The organism is Methylobacterium sp. E-066 (assembly GCF_022829635.1).
Classification (GTDB): Bacteria; Pseudomonadota; Alphaproteobacteria; order Rhizobiales; family Beijerinckiaceae; genus Methylobacterium.
In genome coordinates, this window is sequence record NZ_JAKSYO010000040.1 from 17,846 (window position 1) to 38,877 (window position 21,032).

Annotated in this window: 23 protein-coding genes and 1 tRNA gene; 11 read left to right on the top strand and 13 right to left on the bottom strand. The window is 67.2% G+C overall.

Annotation, left to right across the window (positions count from 1 at the left end; all coding sequences use genetic code 11):
• Positions 1-12 precede the first annotated feature (12 nt).
• From MKL20_RS03795 to MKL20_RS03810, 4 genes are all read right to left on the bottom strand, one after another.
• The gene (locus tag MKL20_RS03795) at positions 13-900 is read right to left on the bottom strand and encodes a branched-chain amino acid ABC transporter permease (RefSeq protein ID WP_243962249.1); all 888 of its coding nucleotides are present in this window, start codon (positions 898-900) and stop codon (positions 13-15) included.
• 36 nt (positions 901-936) lie between these two features.
• Positions 937-2,154 (bottom strand): ABC transporter substrate-binding protein, encoded by a 1,218-nt coding sequence (locus MKL20_RS03800; RefSeq protein ID WP_244035568.1) that lies wholly within the window; start codon positions 2,152-2,154, stop codon positions 937-939.
• Positions 2,155-2,245: 91 nt separating this feature from the next.
• On the bottom strand, positions 2,246-2,989 hold the full coding sequence (locus MKL20_RS03805) for an ABC transporter ATP-binding protein (RefSeq protein ID WP_243962247.1): 744 nt from the start codon (positions 2,987-2,989) through the stop codon (positions 2,246-2,248).
• Positions 2,982-3,740, bottom strand: coding sequence for an ABC transporter ATP-binding protein (locus MKL20_RS03810; protein ID WP_244035569.1), 759 nt, complete (start codon positions 3,738-3,740; stop codon positions 2,982-2,984). The genes MKL20_RS03805 and MKL20_RS03810 overlap by 8 nt, the downstream gene beginning before the upstream one ends.
• Before the next feature lie 272 nt (positions 3,741-4,012).
• Here MKL20_RS03810 and MKL20_RS03815 point away from each other — a divergent pair, with 272 nt between their 5' ends.
• The 3 genes from MKL20_RS03815 to MKL20_RS03825 all read left to right on the top strand — a co-directional run bounded on the left by MKL20_RS03815 (position 4,013) and on the right by MKL20_RS03825 (position 6,756).
• Positions 4,013-4,891 carry a 2-dehydro-3-deoxygalactonokinase gene (locus MKL20_RS03815; RefSeq protein ID WP_244035570.1) on the top strand — a complete coding sequence of 293 codons (879 nt, stop codon included), beginning with the start codon at positions 4,013-4,015 and terminating at the stop codon, positions 4,889-4,891.
• Complete coding sequence (locus tag MKL20_RS03820) at positions 4,888-5,523, top strand: 2-dehydro-3-deoxy-6-phosphogalactonate aldolase (RefSeq protein ID WP_244035571.1); 636 nt, start codon at positions 4,888-4,890, stop codon at positions 5,521-5,523. The genes MKL20_RS03815 and MKL20_RS03820 overlap by 4 nt, the downstream gene beginning before the upstream one ends.
• A 72-nt stretch (positions 5,524-5,595) precedes the next feature.
• Complete coding sequence (locus MKL20_RS03825) at positions 5,596-6,756, top strand: DSD1 family PLP-dependent enzyme (RefSeq protein WP_244035572.1); 1,161 nt, start codon at positions 5,596-5,598, stop codon at positions 6,754-6,756.
• Between the two features lie 9 nt (positions 6,757-6,765).
• Here the strand turns inward: MKL20_RS03825 and MKL20_RS03830 are convergent, their stop codons facing one another.
• The 3 genes from MKL20_RS03830 to MKL20_RS03840 form a co-directional block, all read right to left on the bottom strand.
• Entirely contained in the window at positions 6,766-7,008 is a 243-nt protein-coding gene (locus MKL20_RS03830) for a hypothetical protein (RefSeq protein WP_244035573.1), read from the bottom strand.
• Positions 7,009-7,190: 182 nt separating this feature from the next.
• Positions 7,191-7,364 carry a hypothetical protein gene (locus MKL20_RS03835; protein ID WP_243962241.1) on the bottom strand — a complete coding sequence of 58 codons (174 nt, stop codon included), beginning with the start codon at positions 7,362-7,364 and terminating at the stop codon, positions 7,191-7,193.
• A gap of 182 nt (positions 7,365-7,546) precedes the next feature.
• A complete protein-coding gene (locus MKL20_RS03840; RefSeq protein ID WP_244035574.1) occupies positions 7,547-8,464 on the bottom strand; it encodes a histone deacetylase in 918 nt (305 codons plus the stop codon).
• A gap of 350 nt (positions 8,465-8,814) precedes the next feature.
• Here MKL20_RS03840 and MKL20_RS03845 point away from each other — a divergent pair, with 350 nt between their 5' ends.
• Complete coding sequence (locus MKL20_RS03845; protein ID WP_244035575.1) at positions 8,815-9,405, top strand: substrate-binding domain-containing protein; 591 nt, start codon at positions 8,815-8,817, stop codon at positions 9,403-9,405.
• 31 nt (positions 9,406-9,436) lie between these two features.
• On the opposite strand, the gene MKL20_RS03850 is transcribed toward MKL20_RS03845, so the two are convergent.
• Positions 9,437-9,521, bottom strand: a tRNA-Leu gene (locus tag MKL20_RS03850).
• 138 nt (positions 9,522-9,659) lie between these two features.
• Between MKL20_RS03850 and MKL20_RS03855 the strand changes: the two genes are divergently transcribed.
• Both MKL20_RS03855 and MKL20_RS03860 read left to right on the top strand, forming a co-directional pair.
• Positions 9,660-10,241, top strand: coding sequence for a YqaA family protein (locus MKL20_RS03855; RefSeq protein WP_243962237.1), 582 nt, complete (start codon positions 9,660-9,662; stop codon positions 10,239-10,241).
• Between the two features lie 2 nt (positions 10,242-10,243).
• The gene (locus MKL20_RS03860) at positions 10,244-10,732 is read left to right on the top strand and encodes a disulfide bond formation protein B (RefSeq protein WP_244035576.1); all 489 of its coding nucleotides are present in this window, start codon (positions 10,244-10,246) and stop codon (positions 10,730-10,732) included.
• 11 nt (positions 10,733-10,743) lie between these two features.
• On the opposite strand, the gene MKL20_RS03865 is transcribed toward MKL20_RS03860, so the two are convergent.
• From MKL20_RS03865 to cpdR, 4 genes are all read right to left on the bottom strand, one after another.
• Entirely contained in the window at positions 10,744-11,199 is a 456-nt protein-coding gene (locus MKL20_RS03865) for a DUF1178 family protein (protein ID WP_243962235.1), read from the bottom strand.
• 8 nt (positions 11,200-11,207) lie between these two features.
• A complete protein-coding gene (locus MKL20_RS03870; protein ID WP_244035577.1) occupies positions 11,208-12,065 on the bottom strand; it encodes a carbon-nitrogen hydrolase family protein in 858 nt (285 codons plus the stop codon).
• Positions 12,058-12,327 carry a glutaredoxin 3 gene (gene grxC, locus MKL20_RS03875; protein WP_244035578.1) on the bottom strand — a complete coding sequence of 90 codons (270 nt, stop codon included), beginning with the start codon at positions 12,325-12,327 and terminating at the stop codon, positions 12,058-12,060. The genes MKL20_RS03870 and grxC overlap by 8 nt, the downstream gene beginning before the upstream one ends.
• Before the next feature lie 142 nt (positions 12,328-12,469).
• A complete protein-coding gene (gene cpdR, locus MKL20_RS03880; RefSeq protein ID WP_007558883.1) occupies positions 12,470-12,826 on the bottom strand; it encodes a cell cycle two-component system response regulator CpdR in 357 nt (118 codons plus the stop codon).
• A gap of 209 nt (positions 12,827-13,035) precedes the next feature.
• Here cpdR and MKL20_RS03885 point away from each other — a divergent pair, with 209 nt between their 5' ends.
• Complete coding sequence (locus tag MKL20_RS03885; protein WP_244035579.1) at positions 13,036-13,938, top strand: N-formylglutamate amidohydrolase; 903 nt, start codon at positions 13,036-13,038, stop codon at positions 13,936-13,938.
• Between the two features lie 235 nt (positions 13,939-14,173).
• Here MKL20_RS03885 and galU read toward each other — a convergent pair whose 3' ends face one another.
• Positions 14,174-15,040: a UTP--glucose-1-phosphate uridylyltransferase GalU gene (gene galU, locus MKL20_RS03890; RefSeq protein ID WP_243962231.1), complete on the bottom strand. Its 867-nt coding sequence runs from the start codon at positions 15,038-15,040 to the stop codon at positions 14,174-14,176.
• A gap of 277 nt (positions 15,041-15,317) precedes the next feature.
• Between galU and galE the strand changes: the two genes are divergently transcribed.
• The 4 genes from galE (at position 15,318) to MKL20_RS03910 (ending at position 20,916) form a co-directional block, all read left to right on the top strand.
• Entirely contained in the window at positions 15,318-16,310 is a 993-nt protein-coding gene (gene galE, locus MKL20_RS03895) for a UDP-glucose 4-epimerase GalE (protein ID WP_244035580.1), read from the top strand.
• A 60-nt stretch (positions 16,311-16,370) separates the two neighbouring features.
• Positions 16,371-17,513: a glycosyltransferase gene (locus MKL20_RS03900; RefSeq protein ID WP_244035581.1), complete on the top strand. Its 1,143-nt coding sequence runs from the start codon at positions 16,371-16,373 to the stop codon at positions 17,511-17,513.
• 61 nt (positions 17,514-17,574) lie between these two features.
• Positions 17,575-19,005, top strand: coding sequence for a mannose-1-phosphate guanylyltransferase/mannose-6-phosphate isomerase (locus MKL20_RS03905; RefSeq protein ID WP_244035582.1), 1,431 nt, complete (start codon positions 17,575-17,577; stop codon positions 19,003-19,005).
• A gap of 564 nt (positions 19,006-19,569) precedes the next feature.
• Positions 19,570-20,916: an NAD(P)-binding protein gene (locus MKL20_RS03910; protein ID WP_244035583.1), complete on the top strand. Its 1,347-nt coding sequence runs from the start codon at positions 19,570-19,572 to the stop codon at positions 20,914-20,916.
• Positions 20,917-21,032: the final 116 nt, after the last annotated feature.

Below are 21,032 nucleotides of genomic sequence, written 5' to 3' on the forward strand. Positions count from 1 at the left end.
CTTAGATCGCGATCAGGCCGTGCGCCCGAAAAGGCCGGCGGGTTTGACGAGCAGCACCAGCACCATGATCACGAAGATCACGGTGGCCGAGGCCTCGGGGTAGAACACCTTGGTCAGGCCCTCGACCAGGCCAAGCGCGAAGCCGGTGATCACCGAGCCGATGATCGAGCCCATGCCGCCGATCACCACCACGGCGAAGACCACGATGATGATGTCGGCGCCCATGTTGGGGTTCACCGAGTAGATCGGTGCCGCGAGCACGCCGGCGAAGCCAGCGAGCGCCACGCCGAACCCGTAGGTCAGGGTGAGGAACAGGGGCACGTTGACCCCGAAGGCCTGGACCAGGGTCGGGTTCTCGGTGGCGGCGCGCAGGTACGCGCCGAGCTTGGTCTTCTCGATGACGAGCCAGGTGGCGATGCAGACGGTGAGCGAGGCCACCACCACCCAGGCCCGATAGTTCGGCAGGAACATGAACGGCAGACGCTGACCGCCCGACAACTCCGCCGGGATCGCGTAGGGCAGGCCCGAGACACCGTACTGGTTGCGGAACAGGCCCTGGATGATCAGGGCCAGCCCGAAGGTCAGCAGCAGGCCGTAGAGGTGGTCGAGCTTGTACAGCCGGGCGATCAGCACCCGCTCCAGCACGACCCCGAACACCCCCACCACCAGCGGGGCGAGGCCCAGCGCCCACCAGTAGCCGAGCCCGACATAGGTCAGCAGCATCCAGGCCACGAACGCGCCCATCATGTAGAGCGCGCCGTGGGCGAAGTTGATGATGTTCAACAGCCCGAAGATGATCGCGAGCCCGAGCGACAGGATCGCGTAGAACGAGCCGTTGATCAGGCCGAGCAGCAACTGCCCGAACAGGGCCTGGGTCGGCACGCCGAAGATCGTGGTCATCGCGGTCCCCTCATGGCCGTCCTCGGTGCCGCATCGTCAGCCCTTCACCAGCGGGCAGTTGCCTTCGTTGAGCGGGCGGAAGACCTGGTCGCCGGGGATCGTATCGAGCTTGTTGTAGAGATCCCACTCGCCCTTCGACTCGGACGGCTTCTTGACCTCGAACAGGTACATGTCGTGGATCTTGCGCCCGTCCGCGCGGATCGTGCCCTTGCCGAACAGCGGGTCGTCGGTGGGCATGGACTTCATCTTGGCAACGGTGGCGGCGCCGTCCGCAGTCGACTTCGTCTCGGCCACCGCCTTCAGGTAGTGGAGCACATCCGAATAGACGCCGGCATGGTTGGCGGTGGGCTTGGAATTGCCCTTCATCTGCTTGGCGAACCGGTCGGAGAAGGCCCGGGTCTGGTCGTTCAGGTCCCAGTAGAATGGCTCGGTCAGGACGAGGCCCTGCGCGACTTTGGTGCCCAAGGAGTGCACGTCCGAGGAGAACACCAGGAGGCCGGCCAGCGCCTGGCCGCCCTCGGTGATGCCGAACTCACCGGCCTGCTTGATCGAATTGATCGTGTCGGTGCCGGCATTGGCGAGCCCGATCACCTTGGCGCCGGACCCTTGGGCCTGGAGCAGGAACGACGAGAAGTCCGAGGTCGGGAAGGGCGTCTTGACCGAGCCGATGACCTTGCCGCCGTTCTTGGTGATCACCGCGCTGGTGTCGCGCTGCAGGGTCTGGCCGAACACGTAGTCGGCCGTGAGGAAGAACCAAGTGTTGCCGCCGCGCTTGACCATGGCGCCACCGGTGCCGTTGGCGAGCGCCACCGTGTCGTAGACCCAGTGGATCGTGTTCGGCGTGCATTGCGGGCCGGTGAGGTCGGCAGTGCCGGCGCCGGTATCGATGAAGACCTTGTTCTTCTCCTTGGTCACCTGGCTGATCGCCAGGGCGACCGACGAGGTGACGCCGTCGGTGATCATGTCGACACCGTCTCGGTCGTACCATTGCCGGGCGATGCCGGCCCCGACATCGGGCTTGTTCTGGTGGTCGGCGGAGACGATCTCGACCTTCAGCCCGCGCTCGGCCGGCTTGAAATCCTCCACCGCCAGCTTCGCGGCGACCACCGAACCCTCGCCGCTGATGTCGGAATAGGCGCCCGAGCGGTCGCCTAGGATGCCGATCTTCACATTCGTCTGCGCGCTCGCGCCGCCCATCATAAGGGCACCAGCGAGGGCGGCGAGGGATACGGACCCGATGTGACGTCCGAACATGGTCTTCCTATCCTCCAGCGGCGCAGCGGATCACCGCCTGCCGAGTGTCCGACGCCGTTTTCCGGCGCTTATCAGGTATTGGTCGTCCGCCTCAGACGCCGAGATAGGCGTGAAGCTTGTCGATATTGGCGTCAAGCTCGGCATTCGGGATCATGTCGATCACCCTGCCCTGCTCGATGACGAAGTGCCGGTCGGCCAGCGTCTGGGCGAAGCGGAAGTTCTGCTCGACCAGAACGATGGTGTAGCCCTGAGACTTCAACTGCTGGATCGTCCGGCCGATCTGCTGGACGATGACGGGGGCGAGACCTTCCGTCGGCTCGTCCAGCAGGATCAGCTTGGCGCCGGTCCGCAGGATCCGGCCGATGGCGAGCATCTGCTGCTCGCCGCCCGAGAGCTTGGTGCCCTGGCTGCCGGCGCGTTCCTTCAGGTTCGGGAACAGGGTGTGGATCTCCGCCACCGTCATCCCGCCGGGCTTCACCCGGGGCGGCAGCATCAGGTTCTCGTGGACCGTGAGGCTCGCGAAGATGCCCCGCTCCTCCGGGACGTAGCCGAGGCCGAGCCGGGCGATGTTGCGCGACGCCATCCGGATGGTCTCGACGCCGTCATAGACGATCGAGCCGGCGCGCTTGCCCAGGATGCCGATGATCGCCCGGAGTGTCGTGGTCTTGCCGGCACCGTTGCGGCCGAGCAGCGTGATGACCTCGCCGGCCCGGACATCGAGATCGATGCCGTGGAGCACGTGGCTCTCGCCGTACCAGCCCTCCAGCCCGCGCACGGTCAGGAGAGCATCCGTCGCCGCGGCCGGCACGGGAGTCTTCAGGGCCGCCTCACGCATGTCCCGCCCCGATATAGGCCTCGATCACCCGCGAATCCTTCGAGACGGTGGCGTAATCGCCCTCGGCCAGGACCTGGCCGCGGGCCAGCACGGTGATGCGGTCGGACAGCGACGCGACCACCGAAAGGTTGTGCTCGACCATCAGGATGGTCCGGTCCTTCGAGACCCGGCGGATCAGCTGCGCCGTCCGATCCACGTCCTCGTGGCCCATGCCGGCCATCGGCTCGTCGAGGAGCAGCATCTCGGGATCCAGCGCCAGTGTCGTGGCGATCTCCAGGGCGCGCTTGCGGCCGTAGGACAGCTCGACCGCGAGCGAATCGGCGAATTCTGACAGGCCGACCGCCTCGACGAGCGCCAGGGCCTCGCCGTCCAGCGCCCGCAGCACCTTCTCGGGCCGCCAGAAATCGAAAGAATCGCCCCGGAGCCGGCGCTGAAGCGCGATCCGCACGTTCTCGGTCACCGTCAGGTGCGGGAACACCGCCGAGATCTGGAAGGAGCGCACCAAGCCGAGCCGCGCCACGTCGGCCGCCCGCATCCCGGTGATGTCCCGATCCTTGTACCGGATGCTGCCGGCGGTCGGGATGAGGAACTTCGTCAGCAGATTGAAACAGGTGGTCTTGCCGGCGCCGTTCGGGCCGATCAGCGCATGGATCGTCCCGCGCTCGACTTCCAGCTTGACGCCGTTGACGGCCCGGAATCCTTTGAATTCCATCGTCAAGCCATCGGTCGCCAGGATCACGTCCCGTGCCAAGCGCGTCCCTCCCGCGTATGATTTATTGACGACCATATCGCCGATCCGGTCGTGAACAGTCCATCGCAAACGCTCGTCGCGGCGGGACAATCCCCGGCTCATGATATGTTGACACTTTTCCGACCCGGGTCGGGCATCACGCCGGATCCACACGAGTGACCCCGACAGCGGTCGGGCCGCCTGTTTTCCGGAGCGGACCGGCAGGGCGACCGGCTTGACCGTCTCAAGGCCGGGCCTGTAACTCAGACAAATTACGGATCGGGAGGGTGCGCATGTTCGGTCGAGCGGCCTACATTGCCGTCGACTGGGGCACCACCAACCGGCGCGCCTACGCGATGTCGGCGGATGGCGACGTCATCGACACCCTGCAAGACGATCGCGGCGTCCTCGCGCTGTCGCCGGGCGACTATCCCTGCGAGATCGCGCGGCTGCGGGCGCGCTTCGGCGCGCAGATCGTGGTCGCGGCGGGCATGGTCGGCTCGACGCGGGGCTGGCGCGAAGCCCCATATATCGACGCGCCCGCCACACTGCAGGATCTCGCCGCGGCCAGCCTCGACGTGGCGACCGACGTACGGATCATCCCGGGCGTCGCCCTCCGCAGTGGCCCGCGTCCGGACGTGATGCGGGGTGAGGAGGTGCAGGTGCTCGGCGCGATCAGCACCGGCGCGGCGCCGCCGACGGCTTTGTTCTGTCAGCCCGGCACGCACAACAAGTGGATCGACACGGTGGACGGCGCGATCACCGATTTCACCACCGTCATGACCGGCGAGCTGTTCGCCCTGGTCCGCAGCCACGGGATCCTGGCCGGCATGCTGGACGGCGCGGTGGCGGACGGTGACGCGTTCCGCGATGGCCTGCGCCGCGGGCGCCAGGCGCGCAACCTCGCCGCGTCCCTGTTCGAGGTCCGGGCCGGGGTGCTGCTCGACAGGTTGGCTCCCGCCGATGCCGCCGCCTATGCCAGCGGCCTCATGATCGGCGCGGATGTCGGCACGCGCCTCGATCTCGGCGAACGCCCGGTCCACCTGCTGGGCGGCGGCACGCTGGCCGCGCTCTACGCCGTTGCGATCACGGAAGCCGGCGGCCATGCCCAGACGGTTCCGGACGGGTCCACGACGGCCGGCATCCACGCCATTTGGAGAGTGCGGGCATGACGATCCTCGACCGATTCGAAGTGGCCTTCGCGGCCTGCCCCCTGGTGGCGATCCTGCGCGGGCTCACGGCGGACGAGGCCCCGGCGATCGGCGACGCGCTGGTTGAGGCCGGGTTCACGCTGATTGAAGTGCCGCTGAACTCGCCCGATCCGCTCAGAAGCATCGGGCTGCTGGCCGAACGCTTCACCGGGCGCGCGCTGGTCGGCGCCGGCACGGTGCTGACTCCGGCGCAGGTCACGGACGTCGCTGCAGTGGGCGGGACCCTGATCGTCTCGCCCAACACGGATGCGGCCGTGATCCGCGCCACCGTCGCCGCCGGCCTCGTGTCGCTGCCCGGCTATCAGACGCCCAGCGAGGCGTTCGCGGCGCTGACGGCTGGCGCGACCGCCCTGAAACTCTTCCCCGCGGATATCGCCACCCCGGCGGCGCTCAAGGCCCACCGGGCGGTGTTCCCGTCCAGCGCGCGCGTGCTCGCGGTCGGCGGCGTCACGCCGGACGGCGTTTCCACCTGGCGACAGGCGGGTGCGGTGGGCTTCGGGCTCGGCTCGAACCTCTACCGTCCCGGCAAGCCGGCAGCCGATGTCGCCCGGGACGCATCAGCCTTCATCGCGGCGATCGGGGGATCTGCATGAACGCAAAGCTGCCGTGACGGCGCCTCCCGCCCTGTCTAGAAGCGCTCGGGTGGCGAGCGTGGGAGCGGGAGAATGACGGACGGGCGCATCGGGCGGGCGGACGGCTTCGACGATCTGGAGACGCCCTGCCTGCTTCTGGATTCGGACAAGCTGACCGCCAACGTCGCGGGGATGCGAGCGCGGCTCGACCGACTGGGCGTGGCGCTGCGGCCGCACCTGAAGACCGCCAAATCCCTGGATGTCGCCCGCATCGCCATGGCGAGCCGGTCCGGCCCGGCCACCGTCTCGACGCTGAAGGAGGCGGAGTACTTCGCCGAGGGCGGCGTCCGTGACCTGATCTACGCCGTGGGAATCGCGCCGCAGAAGCTCGACCGGGTCGGGGCAATCCGGCGGCGCTGGGGCGTGGATCTGGAGATCGTTCTCGATTCGGTCGAGCAGGCCGAAGCGGTGGCGGCCTGGGGCCGCGGCAACGGCGATCCGTTGCCGGTGCTGATCGAGGTCGATGCCGACGGGCATCGCTCCGGCGTAAACCCCCGCGACGCCGATACGCTCACGGCGATCGGCCGGGTGCTGGCAGACGGCGCGAGCCTGCGGGGCGTGATGCTGCACGCAGGCGACAGCTACGGGCTGAGCGATCCTACGGATCTGAAAGCTGCGGCCGAGGCTGAGCGCCAAGCCGCCTTGGCAGCCGCTGCGATCCTGCGCGAGGCAGGTTTCCCCTGCCCGGTGGTCAGCGTCGGCTCGACCCCGACGGCGCGCTACGCGGCGACTCTCGATGGCATCACCGAGGTTCGGGCCGGCGTGTTCATGATCGGCGACCTGTTTCAGGCCGGTGTCGGCTCCTGCGGGATCGACGATATCGCGTTGAGCGTCCTCACGACGGTGATCGGCCACCAGCGGGACAAGGGCTGGATCATCACGGATGCCGGCTGGATGGCGCTCTCGCGCGACCGCGGCACGGCCCGGCAGGCGGTCGACCAGGGCTACGGAATCGCCTGCGACCTGGCCGGTCAACCCTATCCGGATCTGATCGTGCGGGACGCGAACCAGGAACACGGCATCCTGGCTTTGCGGCCCGGCACCTCCGGGCGCCTTCCGGACCTTCCGATCGGATCACGCCTGCGAATCCTGCCGAACCACGCCTGCGCCACCGGCGCCCAGCACGATCGCTATCATGTCATCGCCGACGGCCGGCTGACCGGCGCGGTCTGGCCGCGCATCAACGGCTGGTGAGGCCGGGTGTCAGGGCCGGTTCGAGACGGTCCGAACCGGGCGGTCGGACTGGTCCATCACCACGCGGCAGCCGGGGCTGAGATTCGGGCGCTGCTGGCGCAGGCAGACCGTGATCGCGGCCACATTCGGGATCTGGGAGGCGCAGAGGCGCATCACGTCCGGCGTGCAGGCGGCACGGTCGGCCCGGGATTCCGCCAGCGCCGGCGCCGCGCCGACGATCAGGGCGAGCAGAGCGAACGAAGCGGATTTCATGGTACCGGATCCTCTGGCGGAGGCGTGGACGGCCCGAACGGCCAAGGCTCGAAGTGGGGCGAGAACGTCGGGACGGGCCGAAATTTCCCCTCGGCCAGTGCCCTATTCTGTCGCACCACCGGGCGCGCCGCGATGTGCGGCGGCGCTCCGATGGGATCGGCGGCCGATGGCGGGCGGCGCGGTCAGGGTCGCGAACCGGGCGTGATAGCCCCGGTGGCGGCGGGCTCGGCCAGAGCCGCGGCGGCGTGGGCCGGGGCCTTCTGCCGGTCGAGCTTGTCGGCCGAGACGAGAGCGGCCGCGATCAAGGCCGCCACCGCCATCGTTGCCTTCACAACCTCCCAGGTCCGCGCAAGCATGACTGATTCCCAATGGCGTCACAGCATCTTGAGCAGATCAGCCTGGGGCGAAGCTGTTCAGACGGGGTGCAGCGCGCCGGCTGATCGATCCGTGACCTCACGATCTTCAGCCGCGACCCTTCCCAAAACCTTTCTGTGTCGGTCTCCGGAAACCATGAGCGGGACCGTGATGCATCCACGCCTCACCTCGGCGCGGCCCCCGCTGCCTCGGCAGCCAGAACCTCGAAGACCAGCGCGTGCCGGAGCGCCAGGGCCTCCACGTCGGACGTGTAGCCGCCGCCGATTACCGCCACGAGCGGGATGAGGCGCGCGCGCGCCTGGGCCACGACGAACCGATCCCGGGCCAGCAGGCCGGCATCGCTGAGGCAGAGCCGGCCGAGCCGGTCGTCACGGTGCGGATCGACACCCGCATTGTAGAAGACGAGGTCGGGAGCCAGTACGTCGAGCAGTGGCGGCAGGCGGGCGCGCAGGACTTCGAGATAGCCGGCATCGTCGAGCCGGTCCGGCAGGCCGATATCGAGATCCCCGGCGATCTTTTGGGCGGGATAGTTGTTCTCGCAATGGATCGAGAGCGTGAACAGATCCGGGTCGAAGGCCAGGCAATCCGCCGTGCCGTCGCCCTGGTGCACGTCGCAATCGACCACCAGCACCCGCCGGACCGCCCCCTCCGCCTGAAGAGTGCGGGCGGCGACGGCCACGTCGTTCAGCACGCAGAAGCCGGCGCCCTGCTGCCTCCGCGCGTGGTGGCTGCCCCCGGCCGCGCTGCCCGCCAATCCCTCCGTCAGGGCGAGCCGGGCCGCGAGGAGCGTCCCACCGACGGAGGCGCGCGAGCGGCGGACCAGGGCGGCGTCCACCGGCAGGCCGATCGCCCGCTCGATCTCCCGGGGCACGGCGACGCCGAGCACCGCCGCCACGTAGGCGGGATCGTGCGCGTGGGTCAGGATTTCGGCGGTCGCCAGCTCCGGGGTGACGAAGCCGAGCGGCGCCAGACCCTTGGCGACCAAGGTCTCCGCGAGCAGGCCGTATTTGCGCATCGGAAAGCGGTGCCCGACCGGCAGGCTCGATTCGTAGGCCGGGTGAAAGGCGATGGGCGGGATCACGCCGGCCGCCTCATCGCTCGGTCATGAGCGTCCGGCCAGCCGAACCCCGCGACAAGGCCCAAGCACCCGCGTCGAGGATCGAGACGCTGTGGCGCCGATTCACGGCATCGTTGGAACGTCTCGGGCGTGTGGCGTCGCGCATCGCGTGGACATAGCGCGGCAGGCGGCCGGATGGCAGGGAAGCCCGACTGCGGCGCTTGAGCCCGCCCTCAACCGGGACGGCTCGCAGATCGTACGGATACCGGGATCACGCAGCCGATATCTCGATCAGGCGACGCCTCCCGCATCATGCGGAATCCGGACGTCGGATACGCGGCCGTTCGCCGCCGTTCTGGATGATAAGGGCTGCGATGCCGACCCCGGCGGCCCCCGCACCGACGATCGCCGTCGCGGTCAGCCCGAACGCGTCGACGACACCACCGCCCACCGGGGGCCACGCAGACCTCGCCGTCACCGCCTCCACGCCGGATCCGCAGCGTTACGGCTTCGCCGACCTCGAGACCGAGCGGCAGATGCTGGTGGCTGCGCCTACCTTCGCCGCGCGGGCGAAGGGACGAAGCGTCACCGCGGACTTCCTCTCCGCCCTACCAAGCCTGGCCTATGACGAGACCCTGCCGCTCATTCGACCGTATTTCGAGCACGTCTTCGGCGAGCCGCCCGACATGCAGGCGGCCGCGACCGCACCGGATCTGCGCATCCTGCTCGGCCTGGCGGAAGCCGGGACCGGATGGACCGTCCTGCCGGATTACATATGTGCCGATGCCCTGGCGACGGGGCGCCTGGTCGAGCTGCCGACCGTGAAGCCGGGACCGGACAACAGGCTCTACCTCGTCTGGAACAAGGCCGCCCTGCGTCATCCCCGCGTCGTCCACGTGCGCGACCGTCTGCTTCAGGCGATCGGCCGGGCCTCTCCGGTCCGGGCCGGCGATCCGGCGCGATGAGGCCGAACCGCAATTCGCTGATTTGAGACGATGGTGCGGGTAGAGGGAATCGAACCCCCACGCCTTGCGGCTGGCGATTTTGAGTCGCCCGCGTCTACCAATTCCGCCATACCCGCGCGCGTCGCGCTCTTCGCATAGGTGTGGCGTCCAGGCCAAGGGTGTGCGTGCAGGTTTTTTTGCCGGCGCCGTCGAACTGGCCAGGGCGCAGCGCCTATGCTCAAAGGGCGGCTGTTTCCTCACGATCTGGAAGTTGTATGCTTCGGCGGCTCTACGCGTGGATCCTCGCGCTCAGCGGCAGGCCCTCCGCGCCTTACGTGCTCGGGGCCGTCGCTTTCGCGGAGAGCTCGTTCTTCCCGGTTCCGCCGGACGCGATGCTGGTGCCGATGGCGGTGAGCCGCCCGGACCGGGTCTGGCTCTATGCGACCATCGCCACGGTGGCGTCGGTGCTGGGTGGCCTCGTCGGCTACGCGATCGGGGCGCTGCTGTTCGATTCTGTCGGCGAATGGCTGATCCGTCTCTACGGGCTGCAGAACTCGGCCGCGACCTTCCAGGATTCCTACGCCCGCTACGGCCATTGGGTGATCCTGTTGAAGGGGCTGACGCCCATCCCCTACAAGCTCGTCACGATCACGTCGGGCTTCGCCCATTACAGCCTGTTCTGGTTCACGGTTCTGTCGATCGTCACCCGCGGGGCCCGGTTCTTCATCCTGGCCGGGCTGCTCGGGCGCTACGGCGTCCAGATCCGCGGCGTGCTCGACCGGCATCTCAACGCGGTCGTGGCGATCTCGGTCGCCGTGGTCGTCCTCGGCTTCCTGCTGTTCAAGGTGATCCTGTAGCGATGAACATGGCGGCCGCGCTGCGTCTCAAGAGAGCGGGCCTCTGGCTCGCCCTCGCCTCCGCCCTGATCCTGGGTGCCGTCCTGGTGCTCCAGTACGGCTACGGCTACGCGCCGTGTAAGCTCTGCCTCATCGAGCGCCTGCCCTACTACGCCGCGGTCCCGCTCGGGCTCGCGGCCCTGTTCGCGCCGGAGCGGCTCGCGCGCCTGGCGCTTGGGCTCGCAGCCCTGGGGCTGCTGTATGGCACCGGGATCGGCGTCTACCACGCGGGTGCGGAATGGGGCTTCTGGCCGGGGCCGAGCGATTGCGGCGGCGGGACCGGCGCCAACCCGGGCCAGGTCGGCGATTTCCTGAACCAGCTTCAGACCACGAAGGTGGTCGACTGCTCGGTTGCGGCGATGCGGGTCCTGGGGATCTCGCTGGCCGGATGGAACGCCGTCGTGGCTTTCGTGCTGGCCTCTCTCGCCGGCACGGCCGCCGTGCGTCCCTAAGCAAAACCCGATCAGTTGCGGTCGTCGGGCATGATCGGGATCGGCGCGACGTCGATCCCCTCATCGATCAGGGCGCGGGCCTCGGCGGGGCTCGCCTCACCGTAGATCGGACGGCCCTCGGCTTCGCCGTAATGGATCTTGCGCGCCTCCTCGGGAAAGCGCGCCCCGACATGCTCGGAATTGGCGATGACCTGCTCGCGGAGCGCCCGCAGCATGGCGCGCACTTGCCGCTCGGGCTCGGCGATCATCGGCATCGGAGCGTCGGCCTGGGGCGCCACCGGCGCCGGAAGCTGCCTGCGATCGGTGCGGGCGACGCTCGGGGCCATGAGCGCCTTCGTCACTTTGGCGCTGTCGCAGATCGGGCAGGTCACCAGACCGCGCGCGGCCTGCGCATCGTAGGATTCGGAAGAGGGAAACCAGCTGTCGAAGCCGTGGGCGGCTTCGCAGACGAGACTGTACCGGATCATTCTGTCGCTTACTGTGCGGCCTGGACCTCAGGCCCGATGCGCTCGACCGTGAACGCGCGCGTATGTTGCAGCGCCGGGATCCGCGCCCGCGCATCCGCGACCTGGGCGAGGTCGATCTCGGCCAGGATCACCCCCGGCTCGGCCCCGTCGGCATCGGCGAGCACCCGGCCCCAGGGATCGACGATCAGCGAGTGGCCGTAGGTCTCGCGCCCATCCTCGTGGACACCGCCCTGCGCCGCCGAGATCACGAAGGCGCCGGTCTCGATCGCCCGCGCCCGCTGGAGGATGTGCCAATGCGCCTCGCCGGTCTGGCGGGTAAAGCAGGCCGGCGCGGTGAGGATCTCCGCGCCCGCCTCGGCCAGGGCCCGGTACAGAGCCGGGAAGCGGATATCGTAGCAAATCGTGAGGCCGAGCATCGCCCAGGGTGTCGCCGCCAGGACCGCACAGGCGCCACCGGTATAGGTCGCCGATTCGCGCCAGCGCTCGCCGCTCGGCAGATCGACATCGAACAGGTGCAGCTTGTCGTAGGAGCCGAGTATCGCGCCGTCCGCGCCGATCAGGTAGGCCCGGTTGGCGATCTTGTCGCCCGACCGCACCGCGATCGAGCCGATATGCACCATCACCCCGCTATCCCGGGCGGTCTGCCGCAGGCCGGCCAGGGTCGCATCCTGGTCTTCCACGGTGACGTGCGCGAACAGCCGCTCGCGACTGCGCTCGACCAGGGAGGTCATCTCGGGGGTCTGGACGTAATGCGCGCCGCGGCTCGCGGCCTCGCGCACGCCGGCAATCGCCGCGTCGCAATTGGCCGCCGGGTCGCGGCCCGAGCGCATCTGCACGCAGGCGGCGGTGAAGCGCCTCTCAGGCATCGGCCTTGTCCGTCAGCAGCGGATCGAGCTTGCCGGCACGGTCGAGGGCGTACAGATCGTCGCAGCCGCCGACATGGGTCGCCGCGATGAAGATCTGCGGGACGCTGGTGCGCCCCCCGGCGCGCTCGACCATCGTGGCCCGCGCGCCCTGCGCACGCTCCACGTCGATCTCCTGGAAGGCGACGCCCTTCTCCTTCAGCAGACTCTTGGCCGCCGAGCAGTAGGGGCACCAGGCCGTGGTGTAGATCGTGACCGGCTGCATGGCGGGCGTCGTCTCGCGCGTGAACTCCCACCATATAGGAGCACACCCGTCGAAACACCTATGCCCGCGTGGTCACAGACGCACCGGCCCGCATGGCGCGGGGCCGATGTCGAATACAGAACCGATTAGCCGGATGGGCCTGTCAGGCGGCCATCAGCTTCTCGACCTCGTTGACGAGGTCGCGCAGGTGGAACGGCTTCGACAGCACCTTGGCGTCCTTCGGGGCCTTCGAATCCGGGTTGAGCGCGACCGCGGCGAAACCGGTGATGAACATCACCTTGATGTCCGGATCGAGCTCGGTGGCGCGCCGCGCCAGCTCGATCCCATCCATCTCGGGCATCACGATATCGGTCAGCAGCAGCTCGAACGGTTCTTCGCGCAGCCGGTTGTAGGCGGAGAGGCCGTTGTCGAAGGACAGGACGTCGTAGCCCGCGTTCTGCAACGCCTTGGCCAGGAACCGGCGCATGTCGTTGTCGTCTTCCGCCAGCAGGATTTTCATCGGCCGTTTCCGAGCCCTCGAGTCGAAATGTTGATCCCATAAAGGGAGGCGATGGTAAACAAGGTGTTAGGATTGGAGCCCGCGGCCGGCGCCGCGCGTCTCATGGACGGCCGTGTGGGCCGTCGGCACCAGAGTGGACAGGCGATCATTCGCATACCACAGTGCGTGTCCGCTGCGTTTTCCCAACCGCCGGGGCCTGCACACATCCAATGATCGCGCCCGAAACGGTACAGCCCGACGCCTTCGGTTTTGCCCCGGCCTTCGCGGTCGACGAGCCGGCGACGCACACCCTGCCCTTCGTCTTCAATACCGGCCATTCCGGCGCCGTCTACCCCCCGGATTTCATCGCGGCTTCGCGCCTGGATGCCCTGACCCTGCGCCGGTCCGAGGACGCCCATGTCGATCGCCTGTTCGCCCCGGTGGTCGAGCTCGGCGCACCGCTGCTCCGGGCCAACTTTCCCCGGGCCTTCCTCGACGTGAACCGCGAGCCGTTCGAGCTCGACCCGCGCATGTTCGACGGGCGGCTGCCGCCCTTTGCCAACACGAGGTCGATGCGGGTCGCAGGCGGGCTTGGCACAGTTCCGCGGGTCGTGGCGGACGGCCAGGAGATCTACGCCAAGCGCTTGCCGGTCAGCGAGGCGACCGCCCGGATCGAGGCCCTGTACAAGCCCTACCACCGGGTGCTGCGCGGGCTGATCCAGCGCACCGCGCGCACGCACGGCCATTGCGTGCTGATCGATTGCCACTCGATGCCGTCCTCAAGCCTCGGGCGTGATGCCGAGATCAAGGCCGACATGGTCCTGGGGGATCGCTACGGAACGGCCTGCGCACCCGGCCTGATCGAGGCGTTCGAGGCAACGTTCCGCGCCCACGGCTTTCGCGTGGTGCGTAACAAGCCTTACGCGGGCGGCTTCATCACCGAGCATTACGGCGAACCGAATCTCGGGCGTCATGCCCTGCAGATCGAGGTCAACCGGGCGCTCTACATGAACGAAACGAGCCTCGCGGTGACGGCGGATTTCCCGACCCTCGTGAAGGCGCTGCGGACGGTCATCGCCACGGTGGCGGCCGATCTCGGCGATCTCGCGCCCAGCCGGATGGCGGCCGAATAGGATCCGCGCCGCAGGCATTCGACATCGCTTGTCGAGAGCCCGAAAAGAAAAAAGGCCACTCCCGAAGGAGCGGCCCGAAGTCTAGGGAGGAAACGCCCAAGAAGGGCTACGGGACCGCGACGCCATCGCGATCTCGCAACGCACAAATTAAAGTGCGCCGCACAAGAAGCAAGGGCAAAAACCGCGTCGGCCTCCGCGATGATTGCATGGCTCGGCCGCGCCATGCGCACAGGGTCTAGCTCTGGGCCAGCAGCTTGGCGATCTCGGCCTTGAGCGGACCCGCCAGGTCCGGCCGCTCCAGCGCGTAGGCGAGGTTGGCCGTGAGGAAGCCGATCTTCGAGCCGGTGTCGTAGGTCCGGCCCTCGTAGTGCAGGCCGAAGAAATCCTGCGTTTCCATCAGGTCGATCATGGCGTCGGTGAGCTGGATCTCGCCGCCGGCGCCCTTCTTCCCGTGCTCCAGGATCCCGAAGATCTCTGGCTGGAGGATGTAGCGGCCGGAGATGATGAAGTTCGACGGCGCGGTGCCCTGCTTGGGCTTCTCGACCATGCCGGTGATCTCGAAGGACTGGCCGTAGGTCTCGCCGACGCTGACGATGCCGTACTGGTGCGTCTCCTCCGGGGCGACCTCTTCGACCGCGATGATGTTGCCGCCGTGCCGCTCGTAGGTCGCGAGCATCTGCTGCATGCAGCCGCGGCTCAGCATGTCCGGCAGCAGCACCGCGAACGGCTCGTCGCCGACGATCTCCCGGGCGCACCAGACCGCGTGGCCGAGGCCGAGGGGGGCCTGCTGGCGGGTGAAGCTGGTCTGGCCGGCCTTGGGCAGATCGCGCTTCAGCTCCTCGTAAGCGGCCGTCTTCCCACGCTCCTGAAGGGTGTGTTCGAGTTCGTACGCAATATCGAAATGGTCTTCGATCACCGCCTTGCCGCGACCCGTGACGAAGATGAAGTGCTCGATGCCGGCCTCACGCGCCTCGTCGACGACGTGCTGCACTACCGGCCGGTCCACGACCGTGAGCATTTCCTTCGGGACCGCCTTGGTGGCGGGCAGGAATCGCGTGCCCAGGCCCGCGACGGGCAGGACAGCCTTGCGGATCGGTTTCATCAAGCGGCAACCCCGGGAACAGAAAGGAACGGCATGGGCAATGGTTCGAGCCGTGAGATAGCTTAGCACGATGCTTTGCAAGGCCTCTACGTCGTTAGTATGAGGCAGAGCACCGTAAATATACCGTCTCCGACCACCTGAAGTGGCCGTTACCAAGTGGAATCCCACCCGGCGTTTGAACGCGCGATGAAGCGGCGGGCTGGCCCCTTGCCCGGCCGCATTCGGTTCGGGCAAGACCCCCGGCGAATATCATCGGAACGGCTTCGGAGCGGATGACATGGCGGTTCTGGTGACGGGCGGGGCGGGGTATATCGGCAGCCACATGGTTCTGGCGCTGCTGGATGCCGGCCACGACGAGATCGTGGTGCTAGACGATCTCTCCACCGGCTTCGACTGGGCCGTGCCCGAGGGCGTCAAGCTCGTGGTCGGCGACGTCGCCGACCAGGCGCTGGTCACCCAGACCATCCTGCAGCACCGCATCGACGCGCTCGCCCACTTCGCCGCCCGGATCGTCGTGCCGGACTCGGTCGCCGATCCGCTCGGCTACTACCTGGCCAATACCGTCAAGACCCGCGCCCTGATCGAGGCCGCGACGCGGGCGGGCGTGCGCCACGTGATCTTCTCCTCCACCGCCGCCGTCTACGGCGAGCCCGAGGTGGTGCCGGTGCCCGAGGACCTGCCCCTCAACCCGATCAACCCCTACGGCCGCTCCAAGCTGATGAGCGAGTGGATGATCGCCGACGCGGCCGCCGCGCACGGCTTTTCGTATGTGGTTCTGCGCTACTTCAACGTCGCCGGCGCCGATCCGGCCGGACGCTCCGGGCAGTCGACCCCGGACGCCACGCACCTGATCAAGGTGGCCACGCAAGCTGCGCTCGGCCGGCGCGACCGGCTCGACGTCTACGGCACCGACTACCCGACCCCGGACGGCTCGTGCCTGCGCGACTACATCCAGGTCTCTGACCTGGCCGAGGCGCACCGGGTGGCGCTCGACCACCTGCGCGGGGGCGGCGAGAGCCTGACGCTGAATTGCGGCTACGGCCGGGGCTACTCGGTCCTGGAGGTGATCGAGGTGGTCAAGCGGATCTCCGGGCGGGACTTCGAGGTGCGGCTGTGCCCGCGCCGGCCCGGCGATCCGGCGCGGATCGTGGCGGAGGCGGGGCGGATCCGGTCGCGGCTGGGCTGGCAGCCGCGCCACGACGACCTCGACGCCATCGTCGCCCAGGCGCTCGCCTGGGAGGATAAACTCAGTACGCGCAATCGGGTCTGAACGGCGCTAAAGCGTGCTAATGCCGGCCTCAAGCCATGAATCCTGATAGAGGTTGCCTGAATGCGAGTTGCGATCGTTCATTATTGGCTTGTGGGCATGCGAGGCGGTGAGAAGGTTGTTGAAGCGCTCTGCAAGATGTACCCGCAGGCCGACATTTTCACCCATGCCTATGCGCCGGATTCGATCTCGCCGCTCATAAAAGCCCATCGGATCCAGACCTCGTTCATCGGTCGGCTTCCGTTTTCCGCGACGCGCTACAAGTCCTATCTGCCGCTCATGCCGATGGCCCTCGAGCAGCTCGATCTGCGCGGGTACGATCTGGTGATCAGCAGCGAGTCCGGGCCGGCCAAGGGCATCATCCCGCCCTCGAATTCGACCCACATCTGCTATTGCCATTCCCCGATGCGCTACGTCTGGAACATGTTCCACGATTATCGCGAGCGGACGGGGTTCCTGAACCGCCTCCTGATGCCGCCGGCCGCGCATTACATCCGGAACTGGGATGCGATCTCGGCGAGCCGCGTCCACGAGTTCGTGGCGAATTCCGCCACCGTCGCACGGCGGATCGAAACCTATTATCGGCGTAGCGCCACCGTGATCTATCCCCCGGTCGATACCGATGCGTTCGGTGCGGTTCCGGAGCAGGAGCTCGGGGATTACCATCTGATGGTCGGCGAGCTGGTCCGCTACAAGCGTCCGGAATTGGCAATCGAGGCGTTCAACCGTCTCCAAAAGCCTCTGGTAGTGATCGGCGGCGGGGAAATGCTGCGCGAGTTGCGGAGCTTGGCCGGCCCGCATGTCACGATGCTCGGCCCGCAGCCCTTCGCGGTGCTGAAACACCATTATGCCCGCTGTCAGGCCCTGATCTTCCCCGGCGAAGAGGATTTCGGGATCGTGCCCGTGGAGGCCATGGCGAGCGGGCGGCCGGTGATCGCGTATGGGAAGGGCGGCGCAACGGAGACGGTGCAGGAGGGGGTGACCGGGACGTTCTTCCACGAGCAATCGGTAGAGGCGCTGATCGACGCCATCGAACGCTGCAAGGCGATCGCGCCGAGGCCAGACGCTCTGATCAGCCGCGCCGCCGAGTTCAGCGTCGCGCGCTTCACAGACGCGATGGGGCAGTTCATTGACGGTGTCCTCGCCCGGGGCGAACAAGGGCACCGCCCCGTGATCGCGGGTGGACAGCTCGACCTGCTGAATTGAGTTTAAGCTGATCGTCTCGTTTTAAATCCGTACCCTATCTTCGTGCGAAAGATTGAGCTTGATGCCTGAGCCTATCGATACGGTCTATCCCATGATCCTGTGCGGTGGCACGGGCACGCGTCTGTGGCCGGCCTCGCGCGAGAGCATGCCCAAGCAGTTCGCCCGGCTGGTCGATGCCAAGACCTCGACCTTTCAGGCTAGCCTCGAGCGGGTCGCGGACGCCGCCGTGTTCGCCAAGCCCACCGTGATCGCTTCGGCCGAGGCCCGGTTCATCGTCGCCGAGCAATGCGGCCAGTGCGGGATCGCCGCCGACATCGTGCTCGAACCCCAGGGCCGCGATAGCGCCGCCGCCGTGGCGGTGGCCGCCCTCCACGCCGCCGCGATCGACCCGCAGGCCGTGGTGCTGATCATGGCCGCCGACCACGTCGTGCCCGATACCCAAGCCTTCGTCGCCGCCGTGAAGGCCGCCGCCATCGGCGCGCGGGCCGGCTACACCATGACCCTCGGCATCGAGCCGACCCGCCCGGCCTCGGATTACGGCTACATCCGCCGCGGCGCGCCGATCGCCGAGGCGCAGGGCGCCGCCCGGGTGGAAAAATTCGTCGAGAAGCCGGATCGCGCCGGCGCCGAGGCGCTGATCACTGACGGCGCGCTTTGGAACTCGGGCTACTTCCTGTTCCGCGCCGACCTGATGCTGGCCGAGCTCGAAGCCTTCGTGCCGGACGTGCTGGATGCCGCCCGCGCCGCGCTGGAAGCGGCGGTGACCGACCTCGACTTCGTGCGGCTCGATGCCGAGGCTTTCGCCAGAGCTCCAAAAATCTCGATCGATTACGCGGTGATGGAGCGGACCGCCCGGGCCGGCGTCCTGCCGGTGTCGTTCGCGTGGTCGGATGTCGGGACCTGGGACGCGGTCTGGCAGGTGCTGGACCACGACAAGGAAGGCAACGCGGTGCGGGGCCGAGTGTCGCTGATCGGGACGAAGAACAGCCTGGTGCACAGCCAGGGCGGCGGCCTGACCGCGGTGGTCGGGCTGGAGGACATCGTCGTGGTCGCGACCCCGGACGCGGTGCTGGTGGCCTCGAAAGCGCGCTCGGGCGAGGTCAAGCAGCTGGTCAACGCCCTGCGGGCCTCGGGCGAGCCGGAGGCGGACGCGCATCTGCGGATGTACCGGCCGTGGGGGTGGTACCAGCGGATCGACATCGGCGAGCGCTTCCAGGTGAAGCGGATCCAGGTGGTGCCGGGGGGGCGGTTGTCCTTGCAGAAGCACTATCACCGGGCCGAGCACTGGGTGGTGGTGCGCGGCACCGCCGAGGTGACGGTGGACGACCGGGTCGTGCTGGTCCACGAGAACGAGGCGGTGTACCTGCCGATCGGGTCGATGCACCGGCTGGCCAACCCGGGCAAGATCCCGCTGGAGCTGATCGAGGTCCAGGTTGGCTCGTATACGGGCGAGGACGACATCATCCGCGTCGAAGATATCTACGGGCGCTGAAACGCGCCCGAGCGGCCTTCCCTTAGGGCGGTTTCGCGGCGCCGGCGCCAGCAGGCCTCGACGGACCTCTCCGGAAGTCTCGTCGATCCCCGGATGTCGCCTGCGCGGCTGCAACGCAGCATTTCGGCGCCCATTGGTCTAGAGCCGTTCCCGATCGCGCTGCAATCGGGCTCGCCTCTAAGTCCTTGATATGACGTGCTCGCTTGCGCCGAACTGGAATCCACGTCGGCGGCGAGCACTTTAACGCCCCTTCCGGAGAGGCAGGCTCTCCGAATTCCCGTCCGCCGCATCCGTCGGACGGGGATCCGGCACGCGCGGCCCCTCCCTCGTGAGGCATGTATCTGCCCGCGGAAATAAAATCGTTCTCGCCCCGCTTCGCAGATTTACCGATCTGCCTGTGATGCGATACGAATGCCAATCGAATCACAATTTGTAATGGAACATATCGCCGATGGGCCAGATAGAAACCTTTATGGCCGCATCATCGCGCCCGCGGCCATGCTGACGCTCACATCATTCGTATGATGAAGATTGGATATTCCAATCGACATGTCGAGATGAGACATGGTTGATCAGGCAAATTCGACGATCGAACCCCCTGGAACGACTGAAAATTTCGATGCGGTCGTTCTCGGTGCCGGTATCAGCGGCCTCGTCTCGGCCGCGGTCCTGAATGAGCAGGGATACCGGCACATTCTCGTCATCGATGAATTCGAGAAGTACGGCGGCAATCATATCGATTGTACGATCGGCCCGTACACATTCGACATCGGGAGTCTTATATTTCAGGACGACTCGCCGTTGCTGGCGCATTTTCCGGAGATGCTGCCCCTTTACGTTCCCATAGACCCGACCTGGGGGAAGCTGACGCCGCAAGGGGCCGTTGCAGGCTATCCTCTGTCCATCAGAGACGACATCTTGCGCTCCGGCTTGTGGGGCTGCGTCAGGATCGGATTTTCGCTCCTGTACTCGAGAATATTCCGCTCCAAGATCCGGAATGCGCGCGATTTCGCCCGGTACTGGATCGGCGACTACATGTTGAAAAGGTCGGGGCTGGAAAGTTACATGACGCGCTTCTTCGGCATCGCCGCCGAGAAGGTCGATCTCGATTTTGCCGAAAAACGGATGCTCTGGATCAGGGAGCGCTCCTCCGTGAGGGCGATGCTTCGGCACCTGCGCCCGCATAAAGCGGCCGCGCCCACCAATCGACAACTTGCCCGGCCGCGATCCGGCTTTGACGATCTGTATGCGGTTGCTGCCGAGAAACTGCGCGGACAGGGCACGGTTTTCCGGCTCGGCTGCGAGGTCTCGCGGATCCGAAAAGTCGGGTCGACATTCCATTTCGACGCCGCTGGACGGACCTTGACCGCCGAGCGGGTCGTGTCGACGATTCCGATCAACCGGGCCCTCGATATCTGCGGACTGGATACCGATGAAACCCTGTCGTCCGTGACGCTGATCAGCCTGTTTTTCAGCTTCTCCGGCAAGACGGGCTTCGATTGCTCGGTCCTGTACAATTTCTCACATGACGGGTTTTGGAAACGTCTGACGATGTATTCCGTCTTCTACGGCAAAGCCGAGGGGCGCGACTATTTTGGCGTGGAAGTCATCGCTTCCCAAGCGGGGAACAGTCTGGAGATTGCGGAGCGGGATTTCCGGTCGCATGTCGCGCGCAATCATCTGTTCGACGGCGACCTGAAGCTGGAGGGCGCCCGCTTCGTTCCGAATGCCTATCCGATCTACGTCAACCGGGCACAGGAACGCGTCGCTTTGGCGCTGACGCGACTGCGCGATTTCGGGGTCGAGTCGTTCGGGCGGCAGGGCGGGTTCGATTATCAGCCGACCGCTCGCGTCTCCACCCAGAACGCCGAAGCGCATCTGCGGCGCAGGCCCGAGCCGGAAACCCCCTGACGCCGAACAGCCATCACAGGACAGGGCTGCCGCCATCTCGGACTCGCGTGTTGGGGTGGTTGAGAGCGCACAGTTATGCTCAACCGTAAGCTTGGAATTGCCTGACACGAAAAATT